We start from the raw sequence: 26342 nt of genomic DNA, 5'->3' as shown, positions 1-26342 counted from the left end.
GCTGTCGGGGGAGAAGGCGCCATGTCAATCACCCGCAACGAAGTCGACCTTCGGAGCTTCAACAAGAAAGCGCGATTGCCGTTCGAACTCCGACTGAAGGACTTCGAGATGGCGATGCAGGACATTTACGATTTCTTCTACGACGTCAACCGAGGCCTAGTTCAGCGCGGACTGCTCCGGCTCGATGACATGCTCAGACCTGCCATCATGTCAGGCGTTCTGTCCGACATGCTCACGGCAAGTCTCGCTAAACACTCTCGCACGTTGACCGTGAACCTTTACCACAACGGTCACCCTGATCTACTGGTCAGCGGAATCTATCCAGACAACAAGGTCAAGGCTGGCTCCGAGGGTGTCGAAATCAAGACGACTCGGAAAGCCGGCGGCGCCGTCGATACCCACGGCGCCCGCGATCAGTGGATGTGTGTGTTCGTCTATGACGTGGACAACTCAACAGAGCCCGCCAGGGATAGAGCGCCGATGACGGTCACAGAGATTTACCTGGGAGAAGTCGGCAAGGAAGATTTTCGAAAGAATCAGCGAGGAGAATTGGGGACTCGGACGGCGACCTTGCACAAAAGAGGGATTGAGAAGCTCAGGCAAAACTGGGTCTATAAGCTCAAACTGTAATGAGCTCCGTTCTTGAAAACCGACAATTTCGGCAAGGCCTTCCGAGCCATCTCGAAATAGTGGGGATCTTTTTCAATCCCGATGCTGGCATATCCCATCGCCTCGGCCGCAGCAAGCGTTGATCCCGCCCCACAGAATGGGTCAAGTATGATCCCTTCTCCAAGTGGAAGCACACCCCTCACCAACGTGCGCAGAAACTGTTGAGGCTTCAAACTTGGGTGCGGCGCGAGTTCCCTTTCAGACTTGTGGGTCGGCGCCGACGCGATAACATCCCCGAACGGCTTTTCTAGAGACGGTCTCCGGAACCCTCCCGTCCCCCATTTCCGAAGATTGTCTTGCACTCTTCCCTCAAGGGGCTTCCGGAATAACAACCACGGCTCCCACATGGATCGAGGCATCACGCTGACTTCTGAAAATTCCTCGTGAGCCGCTTTGGGCCTATCGCCCCCCCTCATCGTCATGACAAGGCGCACGATTTCTCCTCGTCGTTCTAAACCTGCACGCACCAACGCGCTCGAAACCAGGTACGAGAGCAGCGGGTTCGTTGCAACGATAACGTTCGCCCCCGGCACAAGGACAGGAATAAGAATCTGCGCCCATTCGAAGAAGAACAACTCCAGCGCCCGAAGGTCTTGGTCCGATAGTACCGTGAAGCGAGGAAGCGGAGATCGTTGGACACCGTCAAACGAAGGAGGAATGCGCCAGACCCCTCCCTTTCCGCTTCTCAGCTTAACCTGCTGCTCAGGGCTATATTCAAAAAGCCCGTAAGGAGGATCGGTGACGACGGCATGAACGGAGTTGGGCTGCTGTTCGCGCAGCCATTCCAAGCAATCGCTTTCGAGGATCAGCGCTCTACCGGATGAGAAACTGCGCCGATACGTGACTTGAGGATCGGCAACCTTCTGAGCGCTCCGCCCTCTCACATTAGTCTTCAGCCCGTAATATCCTCGAGTCGTGCGCACAAATAATGAGGGCGTATTAAGTCTCAGGTAGGAACGAACGCTGGAGCGAGCGGAATTGCCGATGAGGTGTGCTACATGCTGCTCGATGGTCTGAAGAGGAGCCCCGTCCGGCCTCGTCGAAAGAACGGAAAGGATCGCATCTCTCACTTCTCCCGGTCGGCGCTTGGTCTGCACAGCTCGCTTGTACATGCCCGAGAGAATATGACGTCCAGACGTCTTTGTCAATCCCCGACAGGAGGATTCAGATAAACCGGGCTGCAGCTGCCGCTTCCGTATGGAAGTAGCAGAACCGCGAGCGGGATGCGCTGGAGAAGTGGGGGAAAGACACCGCGCACAGAGATATTCTTCATTGGGCGCAGCCGCCTCACTTGCCCCTTTTTCAACAGCCGGTTACATTACCGTCCCGACCAGGCGGAACTGCTCCACATCCACCAGCCCCCGGTCCGTGATCTTCAGCGAGGGAATGACTGGCAGGGCCAGGAAGGAGAGCTGGATGAAGGGCTCTTCCAATGTGCAGCCCAAGGTCTTGGCGAGCCCGCGCAGCCGTTCGAGCGCCGTCGCCACCTCTTGCGGCGCCCGGTCGCACATGAGCCCGCCGATCGGCAGCGGCAAGGCCTCGAGGCTCGTCTCATCCAGCGCGACCACGATGCCCCCGTCGATCTCGCGCAGCCGGTTCAGGGCCACAGCCATAAGAGCCTCATCTGCGCCGACCACGATCGCATTGTGGGAATCGTGGTTGATGGACGTCGCGAGCGCGCCCCGTTGCATCCCGAATCCTTTGACAAACCCGACGGCGCGCCTCCCCGTCCCTCGATGCCGTTCGAAGACGGCGATTTTCAGCACATCCTGCGACACATCGCCGCGCACCGATCCGTCCAACACCGGCAACGTGGCTTCCAGCAAGTCCGTCACGATCTGCCGCCGCCGAACGCCGATCACCCGGACCCGCTGTTGCAACAAGCCGGGAGCAGCCGGAACCTGAAAGTCGGCTGCCGTACAGGCGGCGAGACGCAGGTTGGAACCATGGCCGGCCAAGGCCTGTGTCCGTGAGGAGATGGAGGCGACCTCCAACGCCGCCCGCTCCACGAGGGAGCCGCGCTTGTACACCGCCTCGACCGCCAGACCCGACTCCCACCGACCGGCCTCCTTCGGCCTGACCAGACAGAAATCCGCCAGGAACCCGGGAGCCACCACACCCCGATCCTCCAACCCGTAGGCCCGTGCCGTGGCGAAGCCGGCCGCGCGAAAGACAACCTCCGGCCTGAGGCCTGCGCGCAGCGCCTTGTCCACGATCCAGTTGATGTGGCCTTCGCGGACGATATCGGCCGGATTGCGGTCGTCGCTGCAGAGGCCGACGACGGCCGACGAATAGTCGTCCAGCAGCGGCAGGAGCGCGTCCGCATCCTTGGCGCAGGACCCCTCCCGGATCAGCACGTGCAGTCCCTTCTGCAATTTCTCCCGGGCTTCCTCCAGGGTCGTGGACTCATGACAACTGTGGATGCCCGCGGTGCCGTAGGCATTTAACTTCTTGCCCCGTAACCCCGGGCAGTGGCCGTCGAGCCGCCGTTCCTGGAAGGCCAGCAGCTTGCGCAATACGTCCGGCTCCCCGGCCAGGAGGCCCGGATAGTTCATCATCTCGGCCAGGCCCAGGACGCGCGGATGGTCGCAGAGAGCCGCCAGATCGTCGGCGTGCAGCTCCGCCCCGCTGGTCTCCAACTCCCGTTCGGGGCTGGTGGAGGGCACACAGCTGGACAGCATCACGAAGACATCAAGATCCAGACCATCCGTCGCCGCCAGGGCCCAGCGCAACCCGTCCACCCCGCGCACGTTGGCAATCTCGTGCGGGTCCCAGATCACGGTGGTCGTGCCTGAGGGCAGCACCATCTGCTGGAACCGGGCCGGCGTCAGGAGGCTGCTTTCGATATGGACGTGGGCGTCGATGAAGCCGGGCACCACGAGGAGGGAGGAGCCATCCAGCTCGCGCCGGCCCTGATAGACCTGCTGCGTGCCGGCGATGCGCCCGCGGTAGACGGCCACATCCCCGGGCAAAAACGCGCCGCTGTAGACATCCAGGAAACGGGTGTGCTTGATGACGAGGTCGGCCGGCTCGAGCCCCCGCGCGACGCGGATGTGGGCGGCGAGCTCTTCGGGCGTCCGGTAGGTGGTTTTGCCGGCCATGGGGTCTGCGCTCCGATGCTCGTGAGTCCACCATACTGGCTCCGGGCGCATCGGTCAAGGCGCGGCCGCTTCCCTCAGGCTCGGGATTCTGCTACACAGGAGGTCGGCGCGAACGCCGGAGGGACACGGTGAAGCTCCTGCACAAGATCATCGCCTGTTTCGTGACCTTCACGCTCCTGTTCGTCCTCCTGCGCACCACGGAGCACTTCAACAACCACATCCTCATGGATGAACTGCAGGAACTGAGCGGCGTGCCCTGACCGGAGGGTATGGATGGCTCTGGCCGGTTTAGGCAAACCGGCCGAAGAGAGTGACCGCCCTGAAGGTTAGGATCAGGAGGTTAGGAAAGGATTCAGGGAAGCTCGGGTCAGCACTTGGGCCCCGACGATTGAATGTACCGGATGGCCAAGCCCTTGAGCGATTTGACCTCCACGTCGTAGGGGACGGCCGCGCCCCCGCCATAGGCCGGATACCCGCCGTAATAGCCCATGCCATAGGGATAGGGCCCATACATCATCCCGCCGTAGCCGAATCCTCCGTACCCGAAAGGACTCATCATCATACCCGGCTGATAGGTGACTTGATGCTGGATCTGCTCTTCGGGCTTTGCGAAGACCACCGCGTCGGCCCCGATCCCGGCGGCTTTCTCCAGCATGTTCTGCTGCATGGTCCCGTAGCCGTCGGAGGTGTCCTCGACGCGTAGTTCCGCCAGGGCCACGTGCGGACAGGCCGGTACCTGCTGCAGCACCTCCACCTCCTCCACGGACCGTTTCGACGGGAACTGCTGGCTGGTGAGCCGGACCATGTCCACGCTGGCGCACCCGGCCAGCGCCAGCATCACGCCCAGGACAAGAACCGTGTGAGGACGCCGGTGGAGGATCTTCATCGCGACGGTCAAAACCGATTCAGGAGTTGTTGTTTTTTCTCTCGGTACTCGTCCTCGGTGACGAGGCCCCGTTCTTTCAGCCGTTGGAGCAACGCCAGCGAGTCTTCAACGGACGCTCCCGAAGCCGGCCCCGCCTGAGCCCCATCGGCCTTGCCCGGCGGCGCGGCAGGCTTGGAGCCGAGCGACGCCAACAGCAGCGGCTTGATGTCGATGGTGATGTCCGGCACCCCCGAGGCGATCAGGCGCCCCTGCAGTCCATACCGCCTGGCGAGGGTCTGAAACTCCCCCGGCGCCACGGCATAGAACGGCGGATAGGCATAGAGCGGCTGCTCCCACAAGAGCGCCCGGACGCCGGGAAGCGTGACCGGAAACCGATAGTTGGCCAGCAGCACGTGCAGCCGCTCCCCTTCGATATAGCAGGCGCCGGTCGTCAACTCGCTGACCTCCGTCGACGATCGGCGGGTCAGGGCGAACAAGACCCAATCATCCGTGCCGGCCTTGGCGAAGGCCTTGGAGAAGGTCTCGCTCAGGTAGGTTGTTTCCTCGGCGGTGAACGCCTCCGCCGGCGTCCCCTTCGAGGCCAGCAGCGGGAAGGCCTCCTCAATGCGCTGCATGCGCAGACTGCGCAACAGAAGCGTCCAGTCCTGTTGGCTCAGCGTGAACGGATGGGCGAACGACCGGCGCTCCGGTCCCGGCGCGTCGCTGCGGGCCTGCAGGCGGACGAACCGGTCTTCCTCTTCACATTGGCCGCAGACGATGCGGGCCGGCTGCGGGCCGGAACAAGCCTGGGCGAGATACGACACGCCCATGATGAGCAGCAGTGTCGGCCAAGACATCGTAAGAGGGTTCAAGATGTTCACGATCCTGTTACAGGGCGAAGTCGATGCCCGTGAAGAAGAGCTGCCCGACCGTGTCCCGGCCGTTGGTTCCCGTTGCCCTGGTCCGGAACCAATTGTATTCCGTGTGCCAGGCGACGTCCGTACGGGCTGATTGGTGGATATAGTAGCGGGTCATCCAGGTGTGGGAGTCCACGTTGTTGTAGTCGCCCGGAACCGTGCGGACACCCTGCTGCTCGTTGCGGATCAGGTCATAGCGGTAGAGAAGCATCCAGCCCGGCGTCCCGAAGAACGGCAGTTGGTTGGGGGACCAATCCAGTTCGGCGAATCCGCCGTTCCACACCGCATCCCGCCTGGGCCCCAACGTAGCGCTGTTGGCGATGAGGTCCTTGCTGTCCTTGGCATGGATGATCGAGCCAAAGAGGTTCCACTGGCCGTCGAAGGTCGTACTGGCATCGAGCGCGATCCGGTCGAAGGTCTTGCCGTTGGACGCGGTCCCATTGGCGGTCGTCAGCCCGTTGGGCGTGGTCGGGGAATCCCCGTGCCACCAGGACACGCCGACTCGGTGGCCGCTGACGATCCCGTACCCGTCGAAGGACTGGGTCGCGTGGCCGTAGAAGATCATGTTGCGCCCCCCGTTGTTCCCGAAAGGCCCGGTGGTCGAAAAGGCGTTCAGGGAATACCGGAAGTACCCGTTGGTCACCGAGGTGGACTTGATCCCGGCCAGTTCCGCTCCGTTCAGGCCCTGTTGCAACGACGACATGGTGGCGTTGCCGTAGCCATTGCTGACGGCGCTGTTCGACGGAAAGTTGGCCGAGTTGTAGGGAGTGCCAGCCCGATAGTTGTAGAACACGATGGGCGTGTTGAACTGGGTCGGGTTGCGGAACGCGCTGAAGGGCAGTTCCGGCTCGTACTTGCCGACCTTGAAATTCATCAAGTAGCTGTTCGCGTCCCCGCCCAGGAAGCGCTGGAGATTGTTGAACCGGACGAAGGCATTGGGCAGGTCTCCGCCCGTCGCCGCCGATCCATAGTTCCCGCTGTTCAGGGCCGGCGCATAGATGATGCCGTAGCTGATGTCCTTCGCCAGGACCCCGTAAGAGAGCAAATTGAGGGTCTTGAACCCGAAGCTGCCGGTGGAGACCTCGCCGCCACGGGCGCCGGGGGGACCGTAGGTCAGGCTCCGATAGCCCACCTGCGTCCGCAAGGAGACCGGCCAGTAGCCCATGTTGATGCTCTCGTGCTCCGGCAAGTCGCTCTCCGCGCCCAGTTGATAGCCATGGTCCCGGAACAGGTTGCCGAAGTCGTTGAGCTTGGGAAACCCGGGCACGTGACAGACGTTGCAGGCGAAATTGTATTTGCGGGCGAAGGCCGGGATCGCGTCCGCCTTCGGCACGAGCAGGCTCCACTCGTAGCTCAGGAAGGCGATCAGGCCGAAGACGATGATGATGAGGCTGCGTCGTTTCAACATGCGCATGATCACGGCGTCAGGGCCTCCGTCGAAGGGTCCGGGAACCGAGGGCACTCGTGCCTGCCGGGCGCCCGATCATGGCAACGTACAGAGGGACCGCAAATAGGCGACGATCTTCCAGGCCTCGATCTCTTTCAGCTTGCCGCTGTGCACCATGTCCACCATCGCCGTACCCGGCACTCCGTGGTCCATGGTCCAGAACAGCTCCCCATCGGTCCGTAGTTCATGCATTTTACAGCTGGTGAAATCTGCGGCGGGATGTTGGTACAGTTTGCTGCCGGCCGGCCCATCGCCTTTGCCGCCCTCGCCATGACAGTGGATACAGGCCCCCTTGCCCTCGAAGAGCCGCTTGCCTTCCGCCACGATCTCCGGCGGGGCGCTCTTGGCCGCTCCGAACGGAGCCTTCAGGGCCTTGGCCTCCTCCATATTCTGGGCCGGAACCTTTGGGGCCAGCGGATCATGCCGCGCACAGGATAGCAGTACGCCCACCAGCGCCACGAGCAGCAGAGAGAGAATGGCTCGAACTTCCTGGCGCATCATGACCGCGTTCCCCGATGACATCCCATTCCCCTATCGCCGCTTCGACCGGCAAGGATACCCCGATCACCAAACCGACGCAAGATCGCAGGCCCACAACGGCGGACCGGTCTTCTCAGCGCAGATACCGCTCCACCACTTGCGCCTCGACCTTGTGCCGCTGCTGCTCCAACTGATGCCGCTGCTGCCGCAGGCCGTCCAGAGCGCGCTCGTAGTCCTGCTCATGCTTGGTCCATTGCTCCAAAAGCTGGGCCTTGTTGTCCGGATGGGCCTTCACCTGCCGGAGCTGCTCCAGGGCAAACCGGAAGTGTTCGCGTTGGACCTTCAACTGTTGCTGGTGCAGCTGCCACCCGCTGAGGTCCAGGGCGCGAATTTCGCGCAAGGTGGGATCCGGGGTCTCCGGCACTTTTTGCAGATCGGCAAGCTGCTTGTCCAAGCGATCAACGTTGGCATCCAACTGGCCGAGGTGTCGCTCCAGCATGGTCACGACCAGGTCCGCCGGATGAGCCGCCTCGGGGGGCGGAGCCACCGCGGCGCAGCCCCAGCCGGTCAGCAGGAGGGCCGCCACTAGGTGGAGATAGATCCGCTCTCGCATAGCTGCTCCTTTCGTGTTCGTCAGGATGGCGGACCGCCTTGATGGAGAGCGGCCGTGGCCCCGTCTTTGTATCGAATCGCGATGCCCGATTGGTACTGGAGATACTCCACCCGATCCACCGGCGCCTGCACATACGTCCAGGGATCGAAAAAAAACGGCATCCCGCTCCCCATGCCGCCGAAAAGAGAATTCTGCATCCCGGGAGCGTTCGTCGACTGATAGGTCTGGCCCAGTCTGTTGGATTCGATCAGATCGTACTTGCCCATGACCACGGCATCGGCGCCATACCGGCCGGCAGAGACGAGGATTTTCCCTCTCAACGTATCCTCGTCCACGTAATCGGAGTCGCTGGTGGCAATAAACCGCGCCAAGTTCACGTGAGGCCGGGCCGGGTCAGCCTCCAAGGCTGCGGGCGGCCCGCCGGGGCGAGGGGGATAGGGCTCCAGCGACAGCGGCTCGACCTGGACCGAAACGCAGCCGGCCAGCCATGCCAGGGTCATGACCAATACGTAGCCTGAACAGGTCCAACGGTGTCGCATCGGGGGTTGATCCTGCTGGATTCGCCCGGCCTCTGTCAAGGAATGCGTGCGCCTCTCTCCAGTCAAGGCGTTCGGCCAACCTGTCATGAATTTTTCCCTTATCCGTCAAAGCCATGACGGCGTACAGTTCCACCAGGCGCAACGCCCGAGTCGCCTCGACACACCCAAGATACTGATATTAAAACTATTTCGGCACGATCACGCCCATATGGTACCTGGTGGCACGATTGATGCGTTGTCCCAGCAGCGCCAGTCAGTGTGGCTGTGTTTCCTAACCGAAAGGAGCGTGCTATGTGGAACCGTACCGATGGCCCCCAGAAGCAGGGGGGAGACGGCTTTGCCCAGACGACGGACGCGACCGACCAGGACACGAATCTCTTTGCCAATGAAGGAGCGGATAGCCAGGTCATGGCGTCCATCGCCAGGGGCATGGAGTTCAAGGGCTGTCTACGGTACAGCGGGACGGTCCGCATCGACGGCAAGATGGAAGGGGAAATCATCACCGACGGCACCGTGCTGATCGGGCGTGGCGCCGTGATCTTCGCGCAAGTCCAGGCCCGCAAAGTGCTCTGCCTCGGACAGATCACCGGCGACATCCTGGCCACCGAGAAAGTCCGGTTCCTGGCCCCGGCCATATTGACCGGCTCGGTCACGGCGCCCGTCGTGGCAATGGAAGAAGGGGTCCTGTTCAGCGGCACCTTGGAGATGCGGCAAGCGGACCAGCCCTCGGCGAAGCCCACCGTGGTCAGGGAAGCGCCCAGGGACAGGGATCGGGATGCCCTCCTACTGGCCCATACGGGGAACGGCCGGGCTGTGGCCGCCAGCTAAGCGACAAGCGAGCGATAGCTCAGTGGCGATGGGGCTCGAGGCGCCTGCGGCTCGCGGCCCCGGTGTCTTGCGGAAGCATCGTACGGAAGATGAGCGCGGAATCAGGCCGTGAGGCCGAGCAGCACGCAGCCCGTCACACGGGCTGGAGTGGCATTACGAAGGCTCGTCGGAGGCCGTCCGCAAGGACGAAGCAAGCCCGACCAGGGACAGGGTATAGATCAGCCACTTGGACGGGTCGAAATTGTACCAGCGGGGTCCGTTGCGGTAGTCGCTCTGATACGTATGGTGATAGTTGTGGTACCCCTCGCCGAACGTCAGCAGGGACACCCACCAACTGTCCCGGCTTGAGTCCGCCGACCCGTATTTCTGGCTGCCCCAGAGGTGGCAGACGGAATTGATGCAGAAGGTCGAATTGAGCACGAAGAACGTCCGCCCCACCCCCGCCAAGAGGAAGCAACCCACCCCGCCGCGCCATCCATTGTAGAGATAGCCGACGGCAAAAGGCAGCGCCAGCCCCGAGAGCACGATCGGCACGTACCACCGGTATTGCCACATCACCACCGCGTCCTGCCGCAAGCGGGTCAGGTATTTCTCGTCCTGATCGCGATGAGGATCTTTCAACACCACCCAGCCGCAGTGACTGAACCAAAAACCCCGTTGGGCATTGTAAGGGTCCTCGTCTTCATCGCAGCGGGCATGGTGCCGGATATGCGCGCCGGCCCATCTGAGCGCCGTGTTCTCCAAGGCCCAGCCGCCGGCGACAAGCAGCGCCCCCTTGACCCAATCGGGGCAGGTAAAGCTCCGGTGCGCGAGCAACCGATGATAGCCCACCGTAATTCCCAGACCGGTCACCACGTAGAGGAGGCCGAACATGGCCCAGTCCACCCAGCTGTACCCGACGTAGTAGCCGTAAGCGGGCACCCCGACCAACGCCACGAGGCAGACCAGGGCAAAGAGAAACGACGCCCCAAAACTGATGCGACGCGGAACAAAGGGACCGGCGGTGGCGGAAGATGAGGTCATTGGGCTGAAGCCCCCCTAGGTATATATGAAACGAGATACGAGTGGTGCGAGAACCTGCGAGAGAAGCGGGGGCGCCTCCCAGGAGGCGCCCCCGGCATATCAAACGACGGGGTTGTTAGAAGCGGCCGCCGCGGCCACCACGGTCGCCGCCGCCACCGAATCCGCCACGACCGCCGCCACCGCCCCCGGAGCGCGGCTCCTGCGGCTTGGCTTCATTGACGGTCAGCGTCCGGCCACCCATCTGGGTCGCATTCAACGCCGCAATCGCCTTCTTGGCATCCTCTTCCGTGGCCATTTCCACGAACCCGAACCCACGGGACTGGCCCGTGAACTTGTCCGTGATCACGCGCGCCGATTCAACGGTGCCGTGCGGCGCAAACAGCTCGCTGAGCTGCTGCTCGGTTGCGGAATACGGTAAGCCACCCACATAAATCTTCGAACCCATTGGGGTCCCTCCTCGCTAATGATATTGTCTTGGACTCGAGAAAAAAAGCACGATAGGAAGGAGCGGGCCGAAGGCGCGAAACATGAGGCGACTTGGTCTGGCTTCCGATCAGATTCCCGGGGCAAAACAACATCGGTTCCGGGCCTTGCTATTTGATGCTGCAGTGCCAGGCCCTAACAATGCAGCGTCCTCACCCTACCACAGGTCTGCCGGGAACGCAAGCACGAATCCGTCCCGCCGCACCTTGGGCGAAACGCCCCCTTCAGAGGCGCTCCCCGGTCTGGGCTTTGCGCACCTGCCGCGCCAGCTGATGCCGTTCCAGAAAATGGCCGACCTGAACCCCGATAGAGTTCAACATTTGCAGCAAATCGTGGTCCGGCTGCCGGACATCGTGACTGAAGAACTCCAGCACGCCCAGCACCCGGTCTCCGCTTAGAATGGGAAAGGCAAAGGCGCCGTGCAGGCACGCCTGCTCCGCCATCGGCGCGCGGGGGAAATTGCCGTCCCGCGAGACGTCGGAAATCCAGGCCGGCTTTTTCGACGCCCAGACCCGGCCGGGCAAGCCGATGCCGGGCGCAAAGGCCGCGCGCCGGCTGGCCGTTTCAAAGGCCGGGACCGTGTCGGCCGGCACATGCCAGAATTCGACGAACTCCAACTGGTTCGCCGCCTCATCCACCGTCCACATGAGCCCCACCGCCCAGTGCAGGCTGACGCAAATGGTTTCCAGGAGGCGGGGCGCCGCATCGTCCAAGGTGGAGGACTCCGCCAGAACTTTTGTCACCTCGTACTGCGCCTCCCGGCGGCGTTCGACCCTGGTCCGCTCGGTGATATCCCGCAAGGCCATCAACGCGCCGATCAGCTTGCCGGCGTCGTCCCGAATGGGCGACAACGTCCCTTCCACCATGACTTCGCGGCCCTGCTTGGACACCAGGACAATGGGAGGCAGCGACTTGGCCGTTCCATGGAGCGCCGGCTCGATCAGGCTATCCAGCGGTTGATCGGCCTTCCCCTGCCTGAACGTAATGGCCTCGTGGATTTTCTTGCCGAGCAATTCGTCCGGACTCCAGCCGATCAGCGCCTGAGCGGCCCGGTTCACGGACGTCACGAGGCCGGTCGGATCGGTCACGAGGACGGCATCGGCCGTGCTAGCCAAAGTGGCGGCCAACTGCGCTTCGTGCTTGAGGATGCGGGCCCATTCCTTGCGCAAGCGCAGGGAGGTCCAGAAGAGCAGGGTCAGCAAGGGCAGGCCCACGGCGGCGCCAGCAACCCCCACCTCGCCCATGATGCCATAGATGGGCCGGAGCACGTCTTTCCGCGCCACGTGCACGAGCACGCCCCATTGCAGCCCGGGAAACCGCCCGTAGCCTTCGGTCCGCGCATAGCCGGTCACGACTTTCACCCGCCGCGGAACCTGATCCTCCTCGACATAGCCGGCGGGCGCGGTCGAGGCGAGCAGCAGCGCGGAGGCCTGCCCGCGTTGCACCAGGTTCTCCCGGTCCGCCCGGCCCAGGGAGGAGTCGAACAGCAGCGATCCGTCCTTGGTCAGCAACCGCCATTGCACCATACCGCTGATCCCCCGCTCCAGTTGGAACAGACGGATCGTCCGCCCGAAGACCCCCTCCATCGCCGGCAACCCCATGCGCACGCTCACCGCCCCCAGGAACTTGCCCTCCGCGCTTTTGATCGGGGCCGTAAACGAGAGCGCCGCCACCCCGCCGGCTTCGGAGGAAACCTTGGCGTCTTCCACCAAGACCTCGTCCTTCTCCCGCACCGCCAGGAACCAACGGTCCTTACTGCGATCCTGCCCGACGTGTTGCAGATCGGTGGCCGCCACCAACCGGCCCCCCGCGTCCGTCACCCCCATCCAGAGATAGGCCGGGTGGACCTGCTGCCAAGCCGACAGATGTTTGGTTAAATGTTGCGGATCGGAGATGGCGGCATCCAGCGCCCCGGCCAGGATCTGGACCTCGCTGTAATGCTCGAACAGGAGCAAGTCCAGCTTGTCCGCAATGTCGGTGGCGGCGATCGCCAGGCTTTCTCCGGCAAAGGCCACCAGTTCGGTCTCCAGGTGGTGCAGAGCCAGGGTGCCCACGGCCAGCGCCACCACCGTCATGATGACGATCAGCCCCGGCAGCCAGGCATAGAGCTCGGCCCGTCGTTTGCGCATCTGCATGGAAACTACTGTAGCAGATTGGGCAGGCGATTGGAAAATCGGCGGGGAGAACCGTCCCCGACGGAAGGACGCTGACAAGCGCGCGCGGGACGGCTATACTCCTTCCCGCGCCATGGTACGCGCCCATGGCCATGGTAGGGAACACGGGAGCGGGGCGGCCGGACCGGGAGCCGTACAGGAGCCTCCGAAGATGAACCAGCATCCGCGCGCCGGACAGCCGGCCCTCCCCGAGCAACTCATCGACGTCACCCGGCTCGAACGGGAGTACGAGACGCGCCGGCCCGATCCGGCCGATCCGCAGCAGCGGGTCAGCTTCGGCACCAGCGGACACAGGGGCTCCGCCCTGCGCGGCACCTTCAACGAGGCCCACATCCTGGCCATCACGCAAGCCATCTGCGAACAGCGGCATCAGGCCGGCGTCACCGGGCCCCTCTACCTCGGCAAGGACACCCACGCCCTCTCCGAGCCGGCATTCCGGACCGCGTTGGAAGTCCTGGCGGCCAACGGCGTCCGGACGCGCATCGACCGGGAGGGAGGCTACACGCCCACCCCCGTCATTTCCCACGCCATCCTCATCTATAACCGAGGCCGCCAAAACGGCCTGGCCGACGGCATCGTCATCACCCCCTCGCACAATCCGCCCGAAGATGGAGGCTTCAAATACAACCCGCCGCACGGAGGCCCGGCGGACAGCCAGACGACCAAGGCCATCGAAAACCGGGCCAATGAGTTGCTCGCCGCCAACCTGACCGGCGTCGCCCGCCAGCCCTATGCCCAGGCGGCCAACGCCGCAGGCACAGAAAAGCACGACTACGTCGGCACCTATCTGGCGGACCTGAGCCACGTCGTGGACCTGGAGCGCATCCGCGGCGCCAAACTGAAGATCGGCATCGATCCGCTCGGCGGCGCGGCCGTCGCCTACTGGAAGCCGCTTGCCGACCGCTACGGCCTCGACCTCCAGGTCGTGAACGACCGCGTGGACCCGACCTTCCGGTTCATGACGCTCGACTGGGACGGCAAGATCCGCATGGACTGCTCCTCCCCCTACGCCATGGCCTCGCTCATTGCGCTCAAAGACCGCTTCGACCTGGCCTGCGGCAACGACACGGACGCCGACCGTCACGGCATCGTCACGCGGACCGGCGGCCTCATGAACCCCAACCATTTCCTCGCCGTCGCCATCGACTACCTCTTCGCCCACCGGCCTGGCTGGCGGGCGGAGGCGGCCGTCGGCAAGACCTGCGTCAGCAGCAGCATGATCGACCGCGTCGCCGCCAAGGCGGGGCGCCGTCTGCTGGAAGTGCCGGTCGGGTTCAAGTGGTTCGTGCAAGGTCTGCTCGACGGCTCGCTCGGCTTCGGCGGCGAAGAGAGCGCGGGCGCGGCCTTCCTCCGCCGCGACGGCACCGTGTGGGTCACCGACAAGGACGGCCTCATCATGGACCTCCTGGCCGCGGAGATCATGGCCGCCACGGGACGCGACCCAGCCGAGCGCTACCAAGAACTCACGCAAACGCTGGGAGACCCGGCCTATGAGCGGATCGACGCCCCGGTCACCCAGGCGCAGAAAGCCATCCTGCAGAAATTGTCGCCGCAGCAGATATCGGTCACCGAGCTGGCGGGGGAACCCATCACCGCCATCCTCACCCAGGCCCCCGGCAACGGCGGCGCCATCGGGGGCATCAAAGTCGTCACCGCGCAAGGCTGGTTCGCCGCCAGGCCCAGCGGCACCGAAGAGGTGTATAAGCTCTATGCAGAAAGTTTCCGCGGCCCGGCGCACTTACGGCGCATCCAGGAGGAGGCGCAAGCCCTGATCGCCACGGCTTTTGCCGCGGCGGGCGCCGGCCGGTGAGGTCCCGCCGGGCGGGGAGACGGCATGAACAGCAGGAAGCCGATGACATGCCCCATTTGCAAAAAACCCGCGAGCTGGGAAGGGAACCACTGGCGCCCCTTCTGCTCGGAACGGTGCCAGCTCATCGACCTGGGCGCCTGGGCCTCGGAGGAGTATCGCGTGCCGGGCCAGAGCCTCCTCGTCACCCCCTCCGAGCTGGACGACCCGGAGGACCAACAGTAGCGTCGTCACATCCGTCGGCAGCAGGAGGTTGAGACATGCTCCCTACTCGCGGCTATGCCACCCAGGGCCCCACGTCGAAGCTCGCCCCCTTCGCCTTCGAACGGCGCGAGCCGGGGCCCCACGACGTGCTCATCGAGATCGCCTATTGCGGCATCTGCCACTCCGACATCCATCAGGCCCGCGACGAATGGGGCGGCGCCCTCTTCCCCATGGTGCCGGGCCATGAGATCGTCGGACGCGTCACCCGCATCGGCGCGAACGTGACCCGCTTCAAGGTCGGCGACCTGGCCGGGGTCGGCTGCTTCGTGGACTCCTGCCGCGCCTGCGAGAGCTGCCGCGCGGGCGAGCAGCAATATTGCGACGCGATGCCGGTCTGGACTTACAACGCCAAGGACAAGAGCGGCGCGCCGACGTTCGGCGGCTACTCCAATCAGATCGTCGTGGAAGAACCCTTTTGCCTGAAGATTCCCGCCGGCCTCGCGCTGGCCGGCACGGCGCCGCTCCTCTGCGCCGGCATCACGACCTACTCCCCCCTGCGTCATTGGGGCGTCGGCAAGGGCCACAAGCTGGCCGTGGTGGGCCTGGGCGGGCTGGGCCACATGGGGGTCAAGTTCGGCAAGGCCTTCGGCGCGGAAGTGACCGTGCTCAGCCGCTCCGACAGCAAAAAGCAGGATGCCCTGCGCCTCGGCGCCGCCGACCATCAGGCCACGGGCAATCCGGAGACCTTCGCGAAGCTCGCCCGGCGGTTCGACTTCATCCTCGACACGGTCTCGGCCCCGCACGACTTCAACGCATATTTGGAACTGCTCAAGACGGACGGCACCATGATCCTGGTCGGGGCGCCGCCCGCGCCGACGCCGCTGTCCTCCTTCTCGCTCGTCCTGCGCCGCCGGCGGCTGGTCGGCTCGCTCATCGGCGGCATCCGCCAGACGCAGGAGATGCTGGATTATTGCGCGGCCAAGAACATCACCGCCGACGTGGAAGTCATTCCCATCCAGCAGGTCGAAACGGCCTACGAGCGGACGATCACAGGCGACGTGCGCTATCGCTTCGTCATCGACATGAAGACGCTGTGATGGGGCCACACCACCGCAGCGATAAGCAGGGCCGCACGGCCGCCCTCATCCTGCTGCTGGCCCTGGCCGGCTGCGCGCAGCCGCAGCAACCGACGCAACCGATCCAGGGCGAAGCGCCCCCGCCCCTCTCGCAGACCGCGCCCCCGGCGACGGCGGAGGGGATTGCCTCGGTGGACTATTGGCGGGACGTGCAGCCGATCCTCGAACGCCGCTGCGTCGTCTGCCACGGTTGCTACGACGCGCCCTGCCAGTTGAACCTCAGCGCCTACGAGGGCCTGGCCAGGGGCGCGCATAAGAAACCGGTCTACGACACCACCAGGCTGCTCAAGACGGAACCGACGCGCCTGTTCGCGGACGCCCAGTCGGTCGCGGACTGGCGGAAGAAGGACTTTTTCCCGGTCCTGGCCGAATCGGCGCAGCCGACCGAGGCGGCGCGCCAGGCCGGCCTGCTCGCGCGCATGCTGGCGCTCAAGCGGGCCCATCCCCTGCCGGCCCAGGCGCCCCTGCCCGACTCATTCGACTTCGCGTTGAACCGCGACCAACAATGTCCCACCGAGACCCAGTTCGACGGCTTTGCCGAGAAATATCCGCTCTGGGGCATGCCCTACGGCCTGCCCGGGCTGACCGAGCGCGAACACGAAACCCTGATCAGGTGGATCGGGCAGGGCGCCCCCTACCGGGAACCGGCCCCCCCGCCGTCCGACTATGACGCGCCCATCCGGGACTGGGAGGCCTTCCTCAACGGCGAGCAGCCCAAGCAGCAGTTGATGAGCCGCTACCTCTACGAGCACCTGCACCTGACCCACTTGTATTTCGAGGGCCTCCCCGACCGGCGCTGGTTCCGCCTGGTCCGCTCCCGCACGGCGCCGGGCCAGCCGATCGACCCGATCGCCACGCGCCGCCCCTACGACGATCCGGGCCCGGGCCGCTTCTATTACCGGCTCCAGTTGGACCGGTCCAGCCTGCTGGCCAAGACGCACATTCCCTATGCGCTCGGCCCGGCGCGCAAGCAGCGGTATCAGGAACTGTTCCTCGACACCGCCTATGAAGTCCGCTCGCTCCCCTCCTACAATCCGGCCGTCGCCTCCAACCCCTTCATCACCTTCCAGGCGCTGCCCGTCCGCGCGCGCTACAAATTTCTGCTCGACGACGCCCATGTCTTCGTCATGCAGTTCATCAAGGGACCGGTCTGCCGGGGCCCGGTCGCGCTGGACGTGATCGAAGACCGGTTCTGGATCTTCTTCGTGGACCCGGAGAGCGCCGCCCTCACGCACATCGAGGAGTTCCTGGCGCGCGAGAGCAAGCACCTCTACCTGCCGACCGAAGAGGGCACCGGCCGGCTGGGCCTGGTGTCCTGGTTGAAGTATTCCCACATGCAGAACGAGTTCCTCCAGGCCAAGCAGGTCTACCTCGAAAACCTGCAACTGAACGACGAGGCCGCCGAGCTGGCCTTCGTCTGGGACGGACGGGGGACCAACCAGAACGCGGCCCTGACCGTCTTCCGCCATGCCGACAGCGCCTCCGTCGTGCAAGGCTTCGTCGGCGACAATCCGAAAACCGCCTGGCTCGTCTCCTACGACCTGTTCGAACGGGTCTACTACCTGCTGGTCGCCGGCTTCGACGTCTTCGGCTTCGCGGGGCACCAGCTCGACACGCGCCTCTACATGGACTTCCTGCGCATGGAGGGGGAATTCAACTTCCTGATGCTCCTGCCCATGCAGATGCGGGAGAAGGAGCGAGACTACTGGTACCGGGACGCGCACCAGTCGGTGAAGGACTATGTCTACGGCAGCCGCATCCACTTCGACTACGAAAGCGGCATCCCCTACCGGACGAACAAACCCAAAGACGAGCTCTTCGACCTCCTGCGCCAGCGGCTCACCGGCTCGCTGAACCAGGCCTACGATCTCCAGGGCGAACCGGACGCGGAGCTGCGCAACCAGTTGACCGACCTGGCGCGGCTCAAGGGCCGGGCCCTGCAATGGCTGCCCGAAGTCATGTTCCTGGCCGTCACGGAGGGGGCAGGGCCTGAGATGCGCCCGGAGAATCAGCCGGAGATTCGGCCGGAGATTCGCAATGACCGCATGTACACGGTGATCCACGACGAGGCGTACAGCAACATCGCCTCGCTCTTCAACCTGGAGGCGCGCCGCCTGCCGGATGAAGACGCCCTGACCCTCGCGCGCGGCATCGTTGGCGCCTACCCCAACGCCTTCTACCGGGTCGAGCGGGCCAAGCTGCCCGAGTTCACCGCGGCCATCGCCGCCCTGACGAGCGAAGAGGACTACCGGAAGTTCGTCGAGCGTTTCGGCGTGCGGCGCACCAGCCCCGACTTCTGGCCGCACAGCGACCAGATGCACAAGGCCTACCGCCAGGCCACCCCCATCGAATGGGGGCTCTTCGACTACAACCGGCTGGAGAATCGGTGAGAAAAGATTGCTGTGGACCGCTCACCTGGAATTGTGCAAGCCGAGGACCAACCGCATGCCGGCTTCCACGGCATCCCAGGCTTGGGGAGGCAGGGACCCGATGCGTTCCTTCAGATATCGCTTCAGTTGATTCGTTCCACCATGACACCGAAGCGGGTCATAGTCCAGCCTCCAACGTTTCATCGGTGAACAAGCGCACGTAGGGGTCGTAGCGGAACCGCCGGTTGCGCGCATAACCGGTGATCTCCGCCAGGATATCCAGCTTAGCCAGACGTGCCACCAGGTTGTTGGCCGCCGCGTAAGTCGTCCCGGTCAGCTTGACGACATCGGACACCGAGACGATCGGACGGTCGAACAAGGACTCCAGCACTTTATGCCCGTTCCCCGCCGCCCGTCCGAGGTGATGCGTAATCGCACCGCGATGCTGCTCGCGTAGATGAAGGATGCGCTTCGCTGTCTCCGCAGATTCCTTGCTCACCGTGATCACGCCGCGCAGAAAGAAGGCGAGCCAGGACTCCCAATCCCCGCGATCACGCACCGCCTGCAGGCGATCATAGTAGGCCTGTCGATTGGCTTTGAAGTAATGTGACAAGTACAGCACCGGCTTGTGGAGCACGCCCCGCTCGGTAAGCAGAAAGGTGATGAGCAAGCGACCAACGCGGCCGTTGCCGTCGAGAAAGGGGTGAATGGTCTCGAATTGAGCGTGTGCAAGGCCAATCTGGATCAGGAGCGGCAGATCGTCGTCCTGGTGGAGGAAACGCTCCAGATCGGAGAGTGCCGCCGGCACAACGTCGGGGGGCGGCGGCACAAAGGCGGCCGTATTGAGCGCGCACCCCGCAGGTCCAATCCAATTCTGGCTGCGACGCAATTCGCCCGGCGTCATTCGGCTGCCGCGCACGCCGCGCAAGAGTTTCTCGTGAATCTCCCGAATCAAACGGACGGAGACAGGCAGTTCGGACAGACGCGCAAGCCCATGGTTCATCGCCGCGACATAGTTCACGACTTCGGCCACATCTGCAGGGCGCGCCTCGCCGAAAAGATCGGCTTCAGCCTCCAACAGGTCCTGTAGCGAACTCTGCGTCCCTTCGATTTGACTGGAGAGCACGGCTTCTTTACGCACATACATGAAGACGAAAAGATCGGGGTTGGGGAGCGTGAGGACCGAGCCGTCGAGCCGCCCCAATGCACGATCACCCTGCGAGAGCAGCCCCTGCAATTCTCCTGAAAGCCGCAGCGGCGGATCGGGTGGCAACGGGGCCGGAATGAACGCGCGGTAGCCGGTAGGCTGCTGCTGATAACTTCCAGCCCGGTCCGATCGATCCGATCTAGTCATGCTTGATCCTCCCTATCGCATGAGGGATCACGTCCGTCTGTATTATAGGCTGCATTTAACAAGGAAGCGAGCAACGGCCATATTCAAGGAAGGGAAGCGTAAGAGGCATTCCTGCCTTACCGGCGAAGCGCGATCAACTCACCGCCTCGCACCAGCCCCGACTTCTGGCCGCACAGCGACCAGATGCACAAGGCCTACCGCCAGGCCGCCCCCATCGAATGGGGGCTCTTCGACTACAACCGGCCCTCTCCCTTTCACCATTCACTTCTCACTGTTCACCGCCCAAGGGGTCAGCGAGGCGTCCGGATCACGGTCGCTGCCGGCCGAAATCTGAGCAGAGAGGGTCAGGAGGAAGCAGATCGCGGCGAGGAGTCGGGCTGGCTGCGGCATGAACCACCTCTTCGAGCGTGGCGCAGAGGGCGCGGGAGGAGGGGTCGGCTCCCGACCCCTTATTTTGCCTCGGCCGGATGTACTGCAGTTGACTTTACTTTAGTGCCGATGCTGTTTTTATGATCTCTGGAATATCGGAAACCTTCTTCGCGATGGCATACTGCCACCGGCCATAGGTTCCATCGGCATTCACCGCAGCCACCCACCGTTCAGCCGCAGCCCGTTTTACTTCTTCAAGAGGATCGTACCCCTTGGTCTCCAGGATCAGATAGCTTGCGGGCTCTGTCTTGAGTCGAATAAGAAAGTCGGGCACGTAATCGTGCATCTGACCGTTGTGTAGGTAGGGAATGGCGAAACCCAATCCGGCATTCTTCGCAAAAGCCTCGACCGCAGAATGCCGGTCAATGTGGTAAGCGGCTGCCTGTTCCCATTGCTTGGTATCAGCGACGACATAGTTCAAGTGACTCTTCACGACCTCCCGTACGTCGCGGCTAGTCCAGAAATCAACTTCGCTTGTCGTACCAGGGCCACGGCTCGTCTCGTAGCGGGGCACTTCAGGAATCTCGCCTTGCGTGACATCGGGACGAATACCATGGGCCACGAGGACCTCAATGACCCAGCCATAGTACGGCGAGAGGAACACGTCCAGCACGTTCGCGGGCGGCACCGGCTCGATCTTTTCTTGCAAGTACTGCTGAACGATCCGAACGATCTGTGGGAACAGCACATGAGCCGGCGCTTGGCACGATGGCTGCGCGACATACCCCCGCGTGACATCGCGTGCCAGGTCAAAAGCCAACTCTTGGAGGCGCTTGCCTGATCGAAACGGGTTCAGATCGACGCTTTCAATTTTGCCTGGACCAGTCAGCGAAGGACGTCCCCGGTTTGTAGGCAACGCTGCCTTCAGCTCAACTTCGTTAGGAATTTTGTTCGGATCAAGGCGAAGAGTCGGCACGGTCTTCCAATCCACCATCACCCGGTTACGAATGGCTTGCTGGTACCCCTCCACACGCGGGAAACGAATCTCGAACACAGCTTTTTCAGGAATCGCATGCACGTGATGCCGTTTGGGTTGCGGCGTAGCCTGCCCTTTGTTTTCTTTGAAGGGGATAACTTCAAACGGGACACCAAATACCTTGGCGACCTCTTCAACCAATCGCCCGTCCTCTGTAAAGTCCGAATAGCTGGCCCGTCGGAGCCCTCGGCCCACCACCTGTTCGCAGAGCAATTGGGACATGAACGGTCGCAGCCCGATAATGTGCGTGACGGTGTTACAGTCCCATCCCTCCGTGAGCATGGCGACACTCACGATGCACCGCACATCACGGCCCGGAGGATGGAGCGGTCGCTCTAACTTATTGGCGAGTTCCTCAAACCCTTCGGGATAGATAGGCCGTTCCTGCCGATCACTCGGCCATGTTCGCTTGCCAACTGTATCGAGTGTCAGACGCATCCACCGCGATTCATCATTCTTGGCTTCCCCCGTATCAGTCTCCTGCACCACTTTGGAGTCAACGCGGATAGTCCGATCGAAGCCGTTATGGTTCGTAAACGCATCAAGCCCCAAGGGAGGAATACCAGAAGGCGGTTCGTTTTTCGCCAACCAATCGAAAATGACTTTTGCAATCTTCGTGTTCTTGCACACAACGATGAAGACCGGCGGGCGAGGATCGTCCTTGGTGGATTCCCATTCCTTTCGTAGGACGTCCCAAAACCCGGAGAGAATGGCAATCGGGGTATGCGCCCACTTCAAAATAGCTTCAGGCTTGGGACTAGCTTTCTTGCCGCCCCGCTCGGCGGGAGTCAGTTGCTTGAGTATCCATCTCCAGATATTGAAGTAGCCGGGTATCTCGGAGCCGGTCGTATCTCGGACAGCCAGTTGAGGAATTTTCACCAGACCCGATTCAATGGCATCGGTCAGCCCAAAATCGCTCACGACCCATGGGAATGTCTTGTTCGTATCCTGGCCGACACGACCGAGAAAATACGGGGTGGCCGACAAATCGAGACAGAAATTGATGCTGCGAAGCTTATCAATGCGGTCGAGTCCTTCCACCCATACGGTGGCCTCTTTGAAAAACTCCTCGAAGTCGTCATCGTCACTCTCATCTTCATCGCCTTCATCTGGCTCTGCCTGCTTGATCCGATAGGCATGGTGGGCTTCGTCGTTGAAAACGAGCAGGTTCTGCTTCCCGCCAATGTCCCGGCCCAGCACACGTTCGACGAGTGCCGTATCGCTCTCCACATACTTCGTCGATTCGACGACCACCTTCTTGATCGTCCCATCATGATCTCGTTCTTCCTTCACAACCTGTATCAATCCCGCCGCCGCCTGACGGGTAAGATCGTCCAGAGTGAGATAGCGCTTCCCCCTCGCCGTAGTCTTCTTCGCCCCAATGGTGATCGTCTCACGCACTCGCGTAGGGACTCCGGCCTTGGTCACTTTGGCGCTGGTCCCGCCGACCTGGACGATTTGCGGCTCGAAGACGTGCCAGTTGGTCATCAGCACACGGCCTTGCACAAGGTCGGCCATCAGATGGCTTGGAACGAGATCGCGTGTGCGATAGAGACTGGCCTCGCCGTGGCGAGGGTCGAGTTCGCCGAGGCGGCTGCGAATCGTGACATTAGGACAGACCACCAGCACCACGTCGGAAAACCGCGCATCGCTCCGGTCATTCACTTTGTTCAGGATGCTCCAGGCCGCCAGCATACCCATCACCGTCGTCTTGCCGGACCCGGTCGCCATCTTGCAGGCGTAGCGGAGGAAGCCCCGATAGCCCTCCGCTTGACGATCAGCGCTGGGTTCATCGCGTGGCACCAAAATGCCCTGAAGGAAATCGGCGCGGGCCTCGGTTAAAAAGATAATCGTCTCGGCAGCTTCTCGCTGGGCAAAGAACAAGCGATGCTGCCGCCCTTCCCGTTGCCAGTAGTTCACCAATTCCAACGTCGTGCGTGAGACACCGGGATAGCCTTGCAAGCGCCAAGCGCCCATGCGCTCACGGATCAGATTCACGAGTGTCAGCGGCATCCATTGACCGCGGGCCTCGTGTTCACCGTCTCCAGATTCTGCGGGAATTCTCGGATCGCGATAGAAGTAGCCGGCTGGTCGTCGGCCGGTCATTTTGACGGGAGCACGGCCCTCTTCCAGGTTCCAGTACTTGGCGGGCTCGCTGTATGGGGGATTCAGAATTGGTTCAGGGACTTCGTAGGACTGAGCGCTCATAGAATATTAGGACAGCTTTTGCACAACGAGTAATTCATTGCCTCGGTCGTCAATCACTTTCACCGCAATCTGCTTGTGCTCGCCCGCCTCGAACGGCGCGCTCGTGGTTCCAGCAAGATGATCCCACACGCTGGTTTCGTACTCGCCTTTCAGAGCTTTCTTCAGATTCTCCCAGGCACCCGTCCGCGGGAAGAAGGCTTGCGAGACGTGGAAACACAGTTCGTTGTAGTCAGTGTCTAGGAGCCAGGCCGGCACATCCTCGCCGGTCCGGTGCGTGACCTCCATAGTAATGGGGTCAAACACGTCCAAGCCAAGCAATTCAACCTGATACTGTTTCTCCTTATTGCGTGAGACCTTGATTTCCGGCTGGCCGCACACGCTGAAAATCTGGCTCGACCGCATATTCTTGAGCAGGTCGCCCATCATCAAGTCCGGCGTCGCCTGGACATAGGTGGCGGCCACGCCCATCACATCGGCGCACTTGTCCACGAGTGTCCGGGCATTGGGCTGGATGGCAAACCCAACCACATAGAGATGGGTGTAGCTCTTGGCATGAGCCTCGCGCGCTGCTTCGTAGACCAATTTTTCGCTGACTGCGCCGTTCTCCGGGCCAAAGACGAGGGCTACAGCCTTTTCCCCGCCGTTGACGACAAGCGCCTCCGCCGATAGCGACAGAGTCTTGGCCGGGGGCCGGATGTTTCGGAACGTGACCGTTTTGTTCCCTTCCAGTCGCAGCACCGGACTCTTGCGCAACACCTCCAGCATCCGATCAACAAAGGACCCATAGGCTTCGGCTGAGACTGTGCCAGAGTCCTCTACACCATCGCCTTCCCAGTCCACCGGCGTCGGGATCGTCGCCTCGAAACAGAAGGGCCCGGTCACCCGCGTAATGCCGTTCTGTTCTTCCGGCCGTCCACCAACACCTCTTCATCTGGCGGTTCGTTGTTGGCGATGGTTTTGAGTGAGATGTGCGGCACAATGCCGCCGACTTCTTCGCCCTTCTTGTTCTGCTTCCGCTTGTAAGCGAACCCGCCGGCTGGGCCACGTGAATCGTCTTTCAATTCGTACCAGGGAAAGGTCGCAGTCAGGAGACGCTGCCGAGCCAAGGCCAGTGGCACACGACTCGTATCAACCGTAAGCCACCGTCGCCCCCATTGCTCGGCGACGTAGGCCGCTGTCCCACTGCCACAGGTCGGATCGAGGATAAGGTCGCCAGGGTCGGTGGTCATGAGGAGACAGCGTTCGACGATTGAGGTTGATGTTTGGACCACATATATCTTTGGGTCCGATCGGCTTTGCACTGCTCCACTGATATCAGCCCAAAGATTACCAACCTTGCCAAAAGGAAAATCATCCTTAAATCTTCGGTACCCAAGCTTTCCTTTTCCTGTAACATGCAGCCGACCAACTTTTGCCAATCGTTCCATTCCCGCCAAATCAGTTTTGAATGTTCCACTTCCAGGCGTGAAGTGTTTCCGAAGATACTCAAACTCCCTAAGGTCTCCTTCGCCTGCGGGACGAGAACTTGTAATGTTGTCAACGCGGAACAATCTTGCTCCCGATGATAACGGTATCAACCCTGTCATCTCTTCTTCCAGGGCAGGCCGCACTGTTCCGTCCGACAGCATGATTTGGTCGTAGCGGGATTCGGCTTCGTCACTTCGATCAATGTAGTGCTGGTGGTACTTGGTTCGCTCTCGATCTTTGGCATACCACAGAAGGAAATCTGATGTAGTGCCAAGATACTTAGTTCCCTCACTCGTTGTTTTCCGGACGACGATCACAGATAGACTATTCTCCACCCCAAACACTTCATCCATCACTTCGCGAACATGGTGCAGGTTCTCGTCGCTGATCTGGACGAAGATGCTGCCGCTCGGCGTGAGCAGATCGCGGGCGAGGAGCAGACGGTCGCGCAGGTATGTCAGATATGAGTGTAGGCCCAACTCCCACGTGTCCCGATAGGCTTGAACCATTTCGGGCTCACGGGTCATATCCTCGTCATCATTGTGCGAGACATCGCGCTTGCGGACGAATGGCTGGAAGTTCGACCCGAACTTCACCCCATAGGGCGGGTCCATGTAGATCATCTGTACCTGCCCGCCGAGTCCTTCGTAATGGAGTAACGAGTTCATCACCACCAACGAGTCACCCAGGACTATCCGGTTCGTCCAGTTGTCCTGGTACTCGTAAGCTTTCAACACCTGGTCGGCGATTGAATGCTGCGGATCGCCGAAGAGTTCGAACATGGACTGCTGCTGGTCGATCTTGTGCCCCCCCAGCGTTTCGATGATGGCTTTCGTAGACAACCGCTCGTGGATGAACAGGGGTAAGGTCGGCACATCGAAGGAGAGCCGTTCCATCTTCCCGGCCCAATTTAGAAAAGGCTTGCTCAGACTCTTGAGCTTGGAAGCTGCGGCCTTCGCTTCTTCCAGGTTCTTGGCATCGAGGACTTGCTTGATAAGGGCTTCGCCCTGTTCGCGGGCGGGATTCTTCGCGTCCCAGTCGAGTGAAGGCGATAGCGACGAGTCGTAGCGGTAGGTCTTCGGCGGCTTTTTCTTTTTGAACTGCGCCTGAGTCCCCACCTCCGGCCGCATGAGGCTGGTCGCTTCAGGATGCTTGTAACTCTGGGCCTGCTTGGGCTTGGGGGTGGACTTAGCTTTGCTGGATCGTCCGGCTTTGGGCATCCGCTTGTCCCTTATCTCCGTGGACGGTCGGCC

Annotated in this window: 20 protein-coding genes and 1 pseudogene; 7 read left to right on the top strand and 14 right to left on the bottom strand. The window is 62.2% G+C overall.

The genetic code is table 11. The annotated features are described in order from the left end of the window. The first annotated feature begins 21 nt into the window (after window positions 1-21). Window positions 22-630, top strand: a complete 609-nt coding sequence (locus EPO61_00595) for a hypothetical protein (protein TAJ10813.1) — start codon at window positions 22-24, stop codon at window positions 628-630. Here the strand turns inward: EPO61_00595 and EPO61_00590 are convergent. The 8 genes from EPO61_00590 to EPO61_00555 all read right to left on the bottom strand — a co-directional run bounded on the left by EPO61_00590 (window position 612) and on the right by EPO61_00555 (window position 8592). After that, window positions 612-1781, bottom strand: a complete 1170-nt coding sequence (locus EPO61_00590; protein ID TAJ10812.1) for a site-specific DNA-methyltransferase — start codon at window positions 1779-1781, stop codon at window positions 612-614. The genes EPO61_00595 and EPO61_00590 overlap by 19 nt on opposite strands. Before the next feature lie 201 nt (window positions 1782-1982). After that, window positions 1983-3770, bottom strand: a complete 1788-nt coding sequence (ade, locus tag EPO61_00585; protein ID TAJ10811.1) for an adenine deaminase — start codon at window positions 3768-3770, stop codon at window positions 1983-1985. 367 nt (window positions 3771-4137) lie between these two features. Next, entirely contained in the window at window positions 4138-4656 is a 519-nt protein-coding gene (locus EPO61_00580) for a hypothetical protein (GenBank protein TAJ10810.1), read from the bottom strand. An 8-nt stretch (window positions 4657-4664) separates the two neighbouring features. Further along, window positions 4665-5492: an SHOCT domain-containing protein gene (locus EPO61_00575; GenBank protein ID TAJ10809.1), complete on the bottom strand. Its 828-nt coding sequence runs from the start codon at window positions 5490-5492 to the stop codon at window positions 4665-4667. A gap of 31 nt (window positions 5493-5523) precedes the next feature. Then, entirely contained in the window at window positions 5524-6966 is a 1443-nt protein-coding gene (locus EPO61_00570; GenBank protein TAJ10808.1) for a hypothetical protein, read from the bottom strand. A 69-nt stretch (window positions 6967-7035) separates the two neighbouring features. Continuing rightward, window positions 7036-7521 carry a cytochrome c gene (locus tag EPO61_00565; protein ID TAJ10807.1) on the bottom strand — a complete coding sequence of 162 codons (486 nt, stop codon included), beginning with the start codon at window positions 7519-7521 and terminating at the stop codon, window positions 7036-7038. A gap of 91 nt (window positions 7522-7612) precedes the next feature. Then, window positions 7613-8092 carry a hypothetical protein gene (locus EPO61_00560; protein TAJ10806.1) on the bottom strand — a complete coding sequence of 160 codons (480 nt, stop codon included), beginning with the start codon at window positions 8090-8092 and terminating at the stop codon, window positions 7613-7615. Between the two features lie 20 nt (window positions 8093-8112). After that, the gene (locus EPO61_00555; GenBank protein ID TAJ10805.1) at window positions 8113-8592 is read right to left on the bottom strand and encodes a hypothetical protein; all 480 of its coding nucleotides are present in this window, start codon (window positions 8590-8592) and stop codon (window positions 8113-8115) included. A 330-nt stretch (window positions 8593-8922) separates the two neighbouring features. Here EPO61_00555 and EPO61_00550 point away from each other — a divergent pair, with 330 nt between their 5' ends. After that, window positions 8923-9459 carry a polymer-forming cytoskeletal protein gene (locus EPO61_00550; GenBank protein TAJ10804.1) on the top strand — a complete coding sequence of 179 codons (537 nt, stop codon included), beginning with the start codon at window positions 8923-8925 and terminating at the stop codon, window positions 9457-9459. Window positions 9460-9612: 153 nt separating this feature from the next. Here the strand turns inward: EPO61_00550 and EPO61_00545 are convergent, their stop codons facing one another. From EPO61_00545 to EPO61_00535, 3 genes are all read right to left on the bottom strand, one after another. Further along, window positions 9613-10482, bottom strand: coding sequence for an acyl-CoA desaturase (locus EPO61_00545; GenBank protein TAJ10803.1), 870 nt, complete (start codon window positions 10480-10482; stop codon window positions 9613-9615). 115 nt (window positions 10483-10597) lie between these two features. After that, entirely contained in the window at window positions 10598-10927 is a 330-nt protein-coding gene (locus EPO61_00540; GenBank protein ID TAJ10802.1) for an RNA-binding protein, read from the bottom strand. Between the two features lie 262 nt (window positions 10928-11189). Continuing rightward, window positions 11190-13094, bottom strand: coding sequence for a PAS domain S-box protein (locus EPO61_00535; protein ID TAJ10801.1), 1905 nt, complete (start codon window positions 13092-13094; stop codon window positions 11190-11192). 196 nt (window positions 13095-13290) lie between these two features. Here EPO61_00535 and EPO61_00530 point away from each other — a divergent pair, with 196 nt between their 5' ends. The 4 genes from EPO61_00530 to EPO61_00515 are packed head-to-tail and all read left to right on the top strand — an operon-like array spanning window position 13291 to window position 18676. After that, window positions 13291-14949, top strand: coding sequence for an alpha-D-glucose phosphate-specific phosphoglucomutase (locus EPO61_00530; GenBank protein TAJ10800.1), 1659 nt, complete (start codon window positions 13291-13293; stop codon window positions 14947-14949). A 24-nt stretch (window positions 14950-14973) separates the two neighbouring features. Next, entirely contained in the window at window positions 14974-15171 is a 198-nt protein-coding gene (gene yacG, locus EPO61_00525; protein ID TAJ10799.1) for a DNA gyrase inhibitor YacG, read from the top strand. A 35-nt stretch (window positions 15172-15206) separates the two neighbouring features. Beyond that, window positions 15207-16247 carry an NAD(P)-dependent alcohol dehydrogenase gene (locus EPO61_00520; protein TAJ10798.1) on the top strand — a complete coding sequence of 347 codons (1041 nt, stop codon included), beginning with the start codon at window positions 15207-15209 and terminating at the stop codon, window positions 16245-16247. Next, complete coding sequence (locus EPO61_00515; protein TAJ10797.1) at window positions 16247-18676, top strand: peptidylprolyl isomerase; 2430 nt, start codon at window positions 16247-16249, stop codon at window positions 18674-18676. The genes EPO61_00520 and EPO61_00515 overlap by 1 nt, the downstream gene beginning before the upstream one ends. 157 nt (window positions 18677-18833) lie before the next feature. On the opposite strand, the gene EPO61_00510 is transcribed toward EPO61_00515, so the two are convergent. Beyond that, window positions 18834-20009: a Fic family protein gene (locus EPO61_00510; protein ID TAJ10796.1), complete on the bottom strand. Its 1176-nt coding sequence runs from the start codon at window positions 20007-20009 to the stop codon at window positions 18834-18836. Window positions 20010-20120: 111 nt separating this feature from the next. On the opposite strand from EPO61_00510, the gene EPO61_00505 reads away from it, so the two are divergent. Next, on the top strand, window positions 20121-20522 hold the full coding sequence (locus EPO61_00505; protein TAJ10979.1) for a hypothetical protein: 402 nt from the start codon (window positions 20121-20123) through the stop codon (window positions 20520-20522). Here EPO61_00505 and EPO61_00500 read toward each other — a convergent pair. Then, window positions 20494-23622: a type III restriction endonuclease subunit R gene (locus EPO61_00500; GenBank protein ID TAJ10795.1), complete on the bottom strand. Its 3129-nt coding sequence runs from the start codon at window positions 23620-23622 to the stop codon at window positions 20494-20496. The two genes, EPO61_00505 and EPO61_00500, sit on opposite strands and share 29 nt — an antisense overlap. A gap of 6 nt (window positions 23623-23628) precedes the next feature. Continuing rightward, a pseudogene (locus tag EPO61_00495) lies at window positions 23629-26309 on the bottom strand (site-specific DNA-methyltransferase). Between the last annotated feature and the right edge of the window lie 33 nt (window positions 26310-26342).

This window comes from Nitrospirota bacterium, assembly GCA_004296885.1.
Lineage (GTDB): Bacteria > Nitrospirota > Nitrospiria > Nitrospirales > Nitrospiraceae > SYGV01.
Note: the sequence above shows the minus strand (reverse complement) of the source record. Positions and strands in the feature narration are given on the sequence as shown.

Coding starts and splice junctions, on each gene's coding strand:
- EPO61_00595 (TAJ10813.1), top strand. CDS start 22: ATGTCAATCACCCGCAACGAAGTCGACCTTCGGAGCTTCAACAAGAAA.
- EPO61_00590 (TAJ10812.1), bottom strand. CDS start 1,781: ATGTACAAGCGAGCTGTGCAGACCAAGCGCCGACCGGGAGAAGTGAGA.
- ade (TAJ10811.1), bottom strand. CDS start 3,770: ATGGCCGGCAAAACCACCTACCGGACGCCCGAAGAGCTCGCCGCCCAC.
- EPO61_00580 (TAJ10810.1), bottom strand. CDS start 4,656: ATGAAGATCCTCCACCGGCGTCCTCACACGGTTCTTGTCCTGGGCGTG.
- EPO61_00575 (TAJ10809.1), bottom strand. CDS start 5,492: ATGTCTTGGCCGACACTGCTGCTCATCATGGGCGTGTCGTATCTCGCC.
- EPO61_00570 (TAJ10808.1), bottom strand. CDS start 6,966: ATGCGCATGTTGAAACGACGCAGCCTCATCATCATCGTCTTCGGCCTG.
- EPO61_00565 (TAJ10807.1), bottom strand. CDS start 7,521: ATGTCATCGGGGAACGCGGTCATGATGCGCCAGGAAGTTCGAGCCATT.
- EPO61_00560 (TAJ10806.1), bottom strand. CDS start 8,092: ATGCGAGAGCGGATCTATCTCCACCTAGTGGCGGCCCTCCTGCTGACC.
- EPO61_00555 (TAJ10805.1), bottom strand. CDS start 8,592: ATGACCCTGGCATGGCTGGCCGGCTGCGTTTCGGTCCAGGTCGAGCCG.
- EPO61_00550 (TAJ10804.1), top strand. CDS start 8,923: ATGTGGAACCGTACCGATGGCCCCCAGAAGCAGGGGGGAGACGGCTTT.
- EPO61_00545 (TAJ10803.1), bottom strand. CDS start 10,482: ATGACCTCATCTTCCGCCACCGCCGGTCCCTTTGTTCCGCGTCGCATC.
- EPO61_00540 (TAJ10802.1), bottom strand. CDS start 10,927: ATGGGTTCGAAGATTTATGTGGGTGGCTTACCGTATTCCGCAACCGAG.
- EPO61_00535 (TAJ10801.1), bottom strand. CDS start 13,094: ATGCGCAAACGACGGGCCGAGCTCTATGCCTGGCTGCCGGGGCTGATC.
- EPO61_00530 (TAJ10800.1), top strand. CDS start 13,291: ATGAACCAGCATCCGCGCGCCGGACAGCCGGCCCTCCCCGAGCAACTC.
- yacG (TAJ10799.1), top strand. CDS start 14,974: ATGAACAGCAGGAAGCCGATGACATGCCCCATTTGCAAAAAACCCGCG.
- EPO61_00520 (TAJ10798.1), top strand. CDS start 15,207: ATGCTCCCTACTCGCGGCTATGCCACCCAGGGCCCCACGTCGAAGCTC.
- EPO61_00515 (TAJ10797.1), top strand. CDS start 16,247: ATGGGGCCACACCACCGCAGCGATAAGCAGGGCCGCACGGCCGCCCTC.
- EPO61_00510 (TAJ10796.1), bottom strand. CDS start 20,009: ATGACTAGATCGGATCGATCGGACCGGGCTGGAAGTTATCAGCAGCAG.
- EPO61_00500 (TAJ10795.1), bottom strand. CDS start 23,622: ATGAGCGCTCAGTCCTACGAAGTCCCTGAACCAATTCTGAATCCCCCA.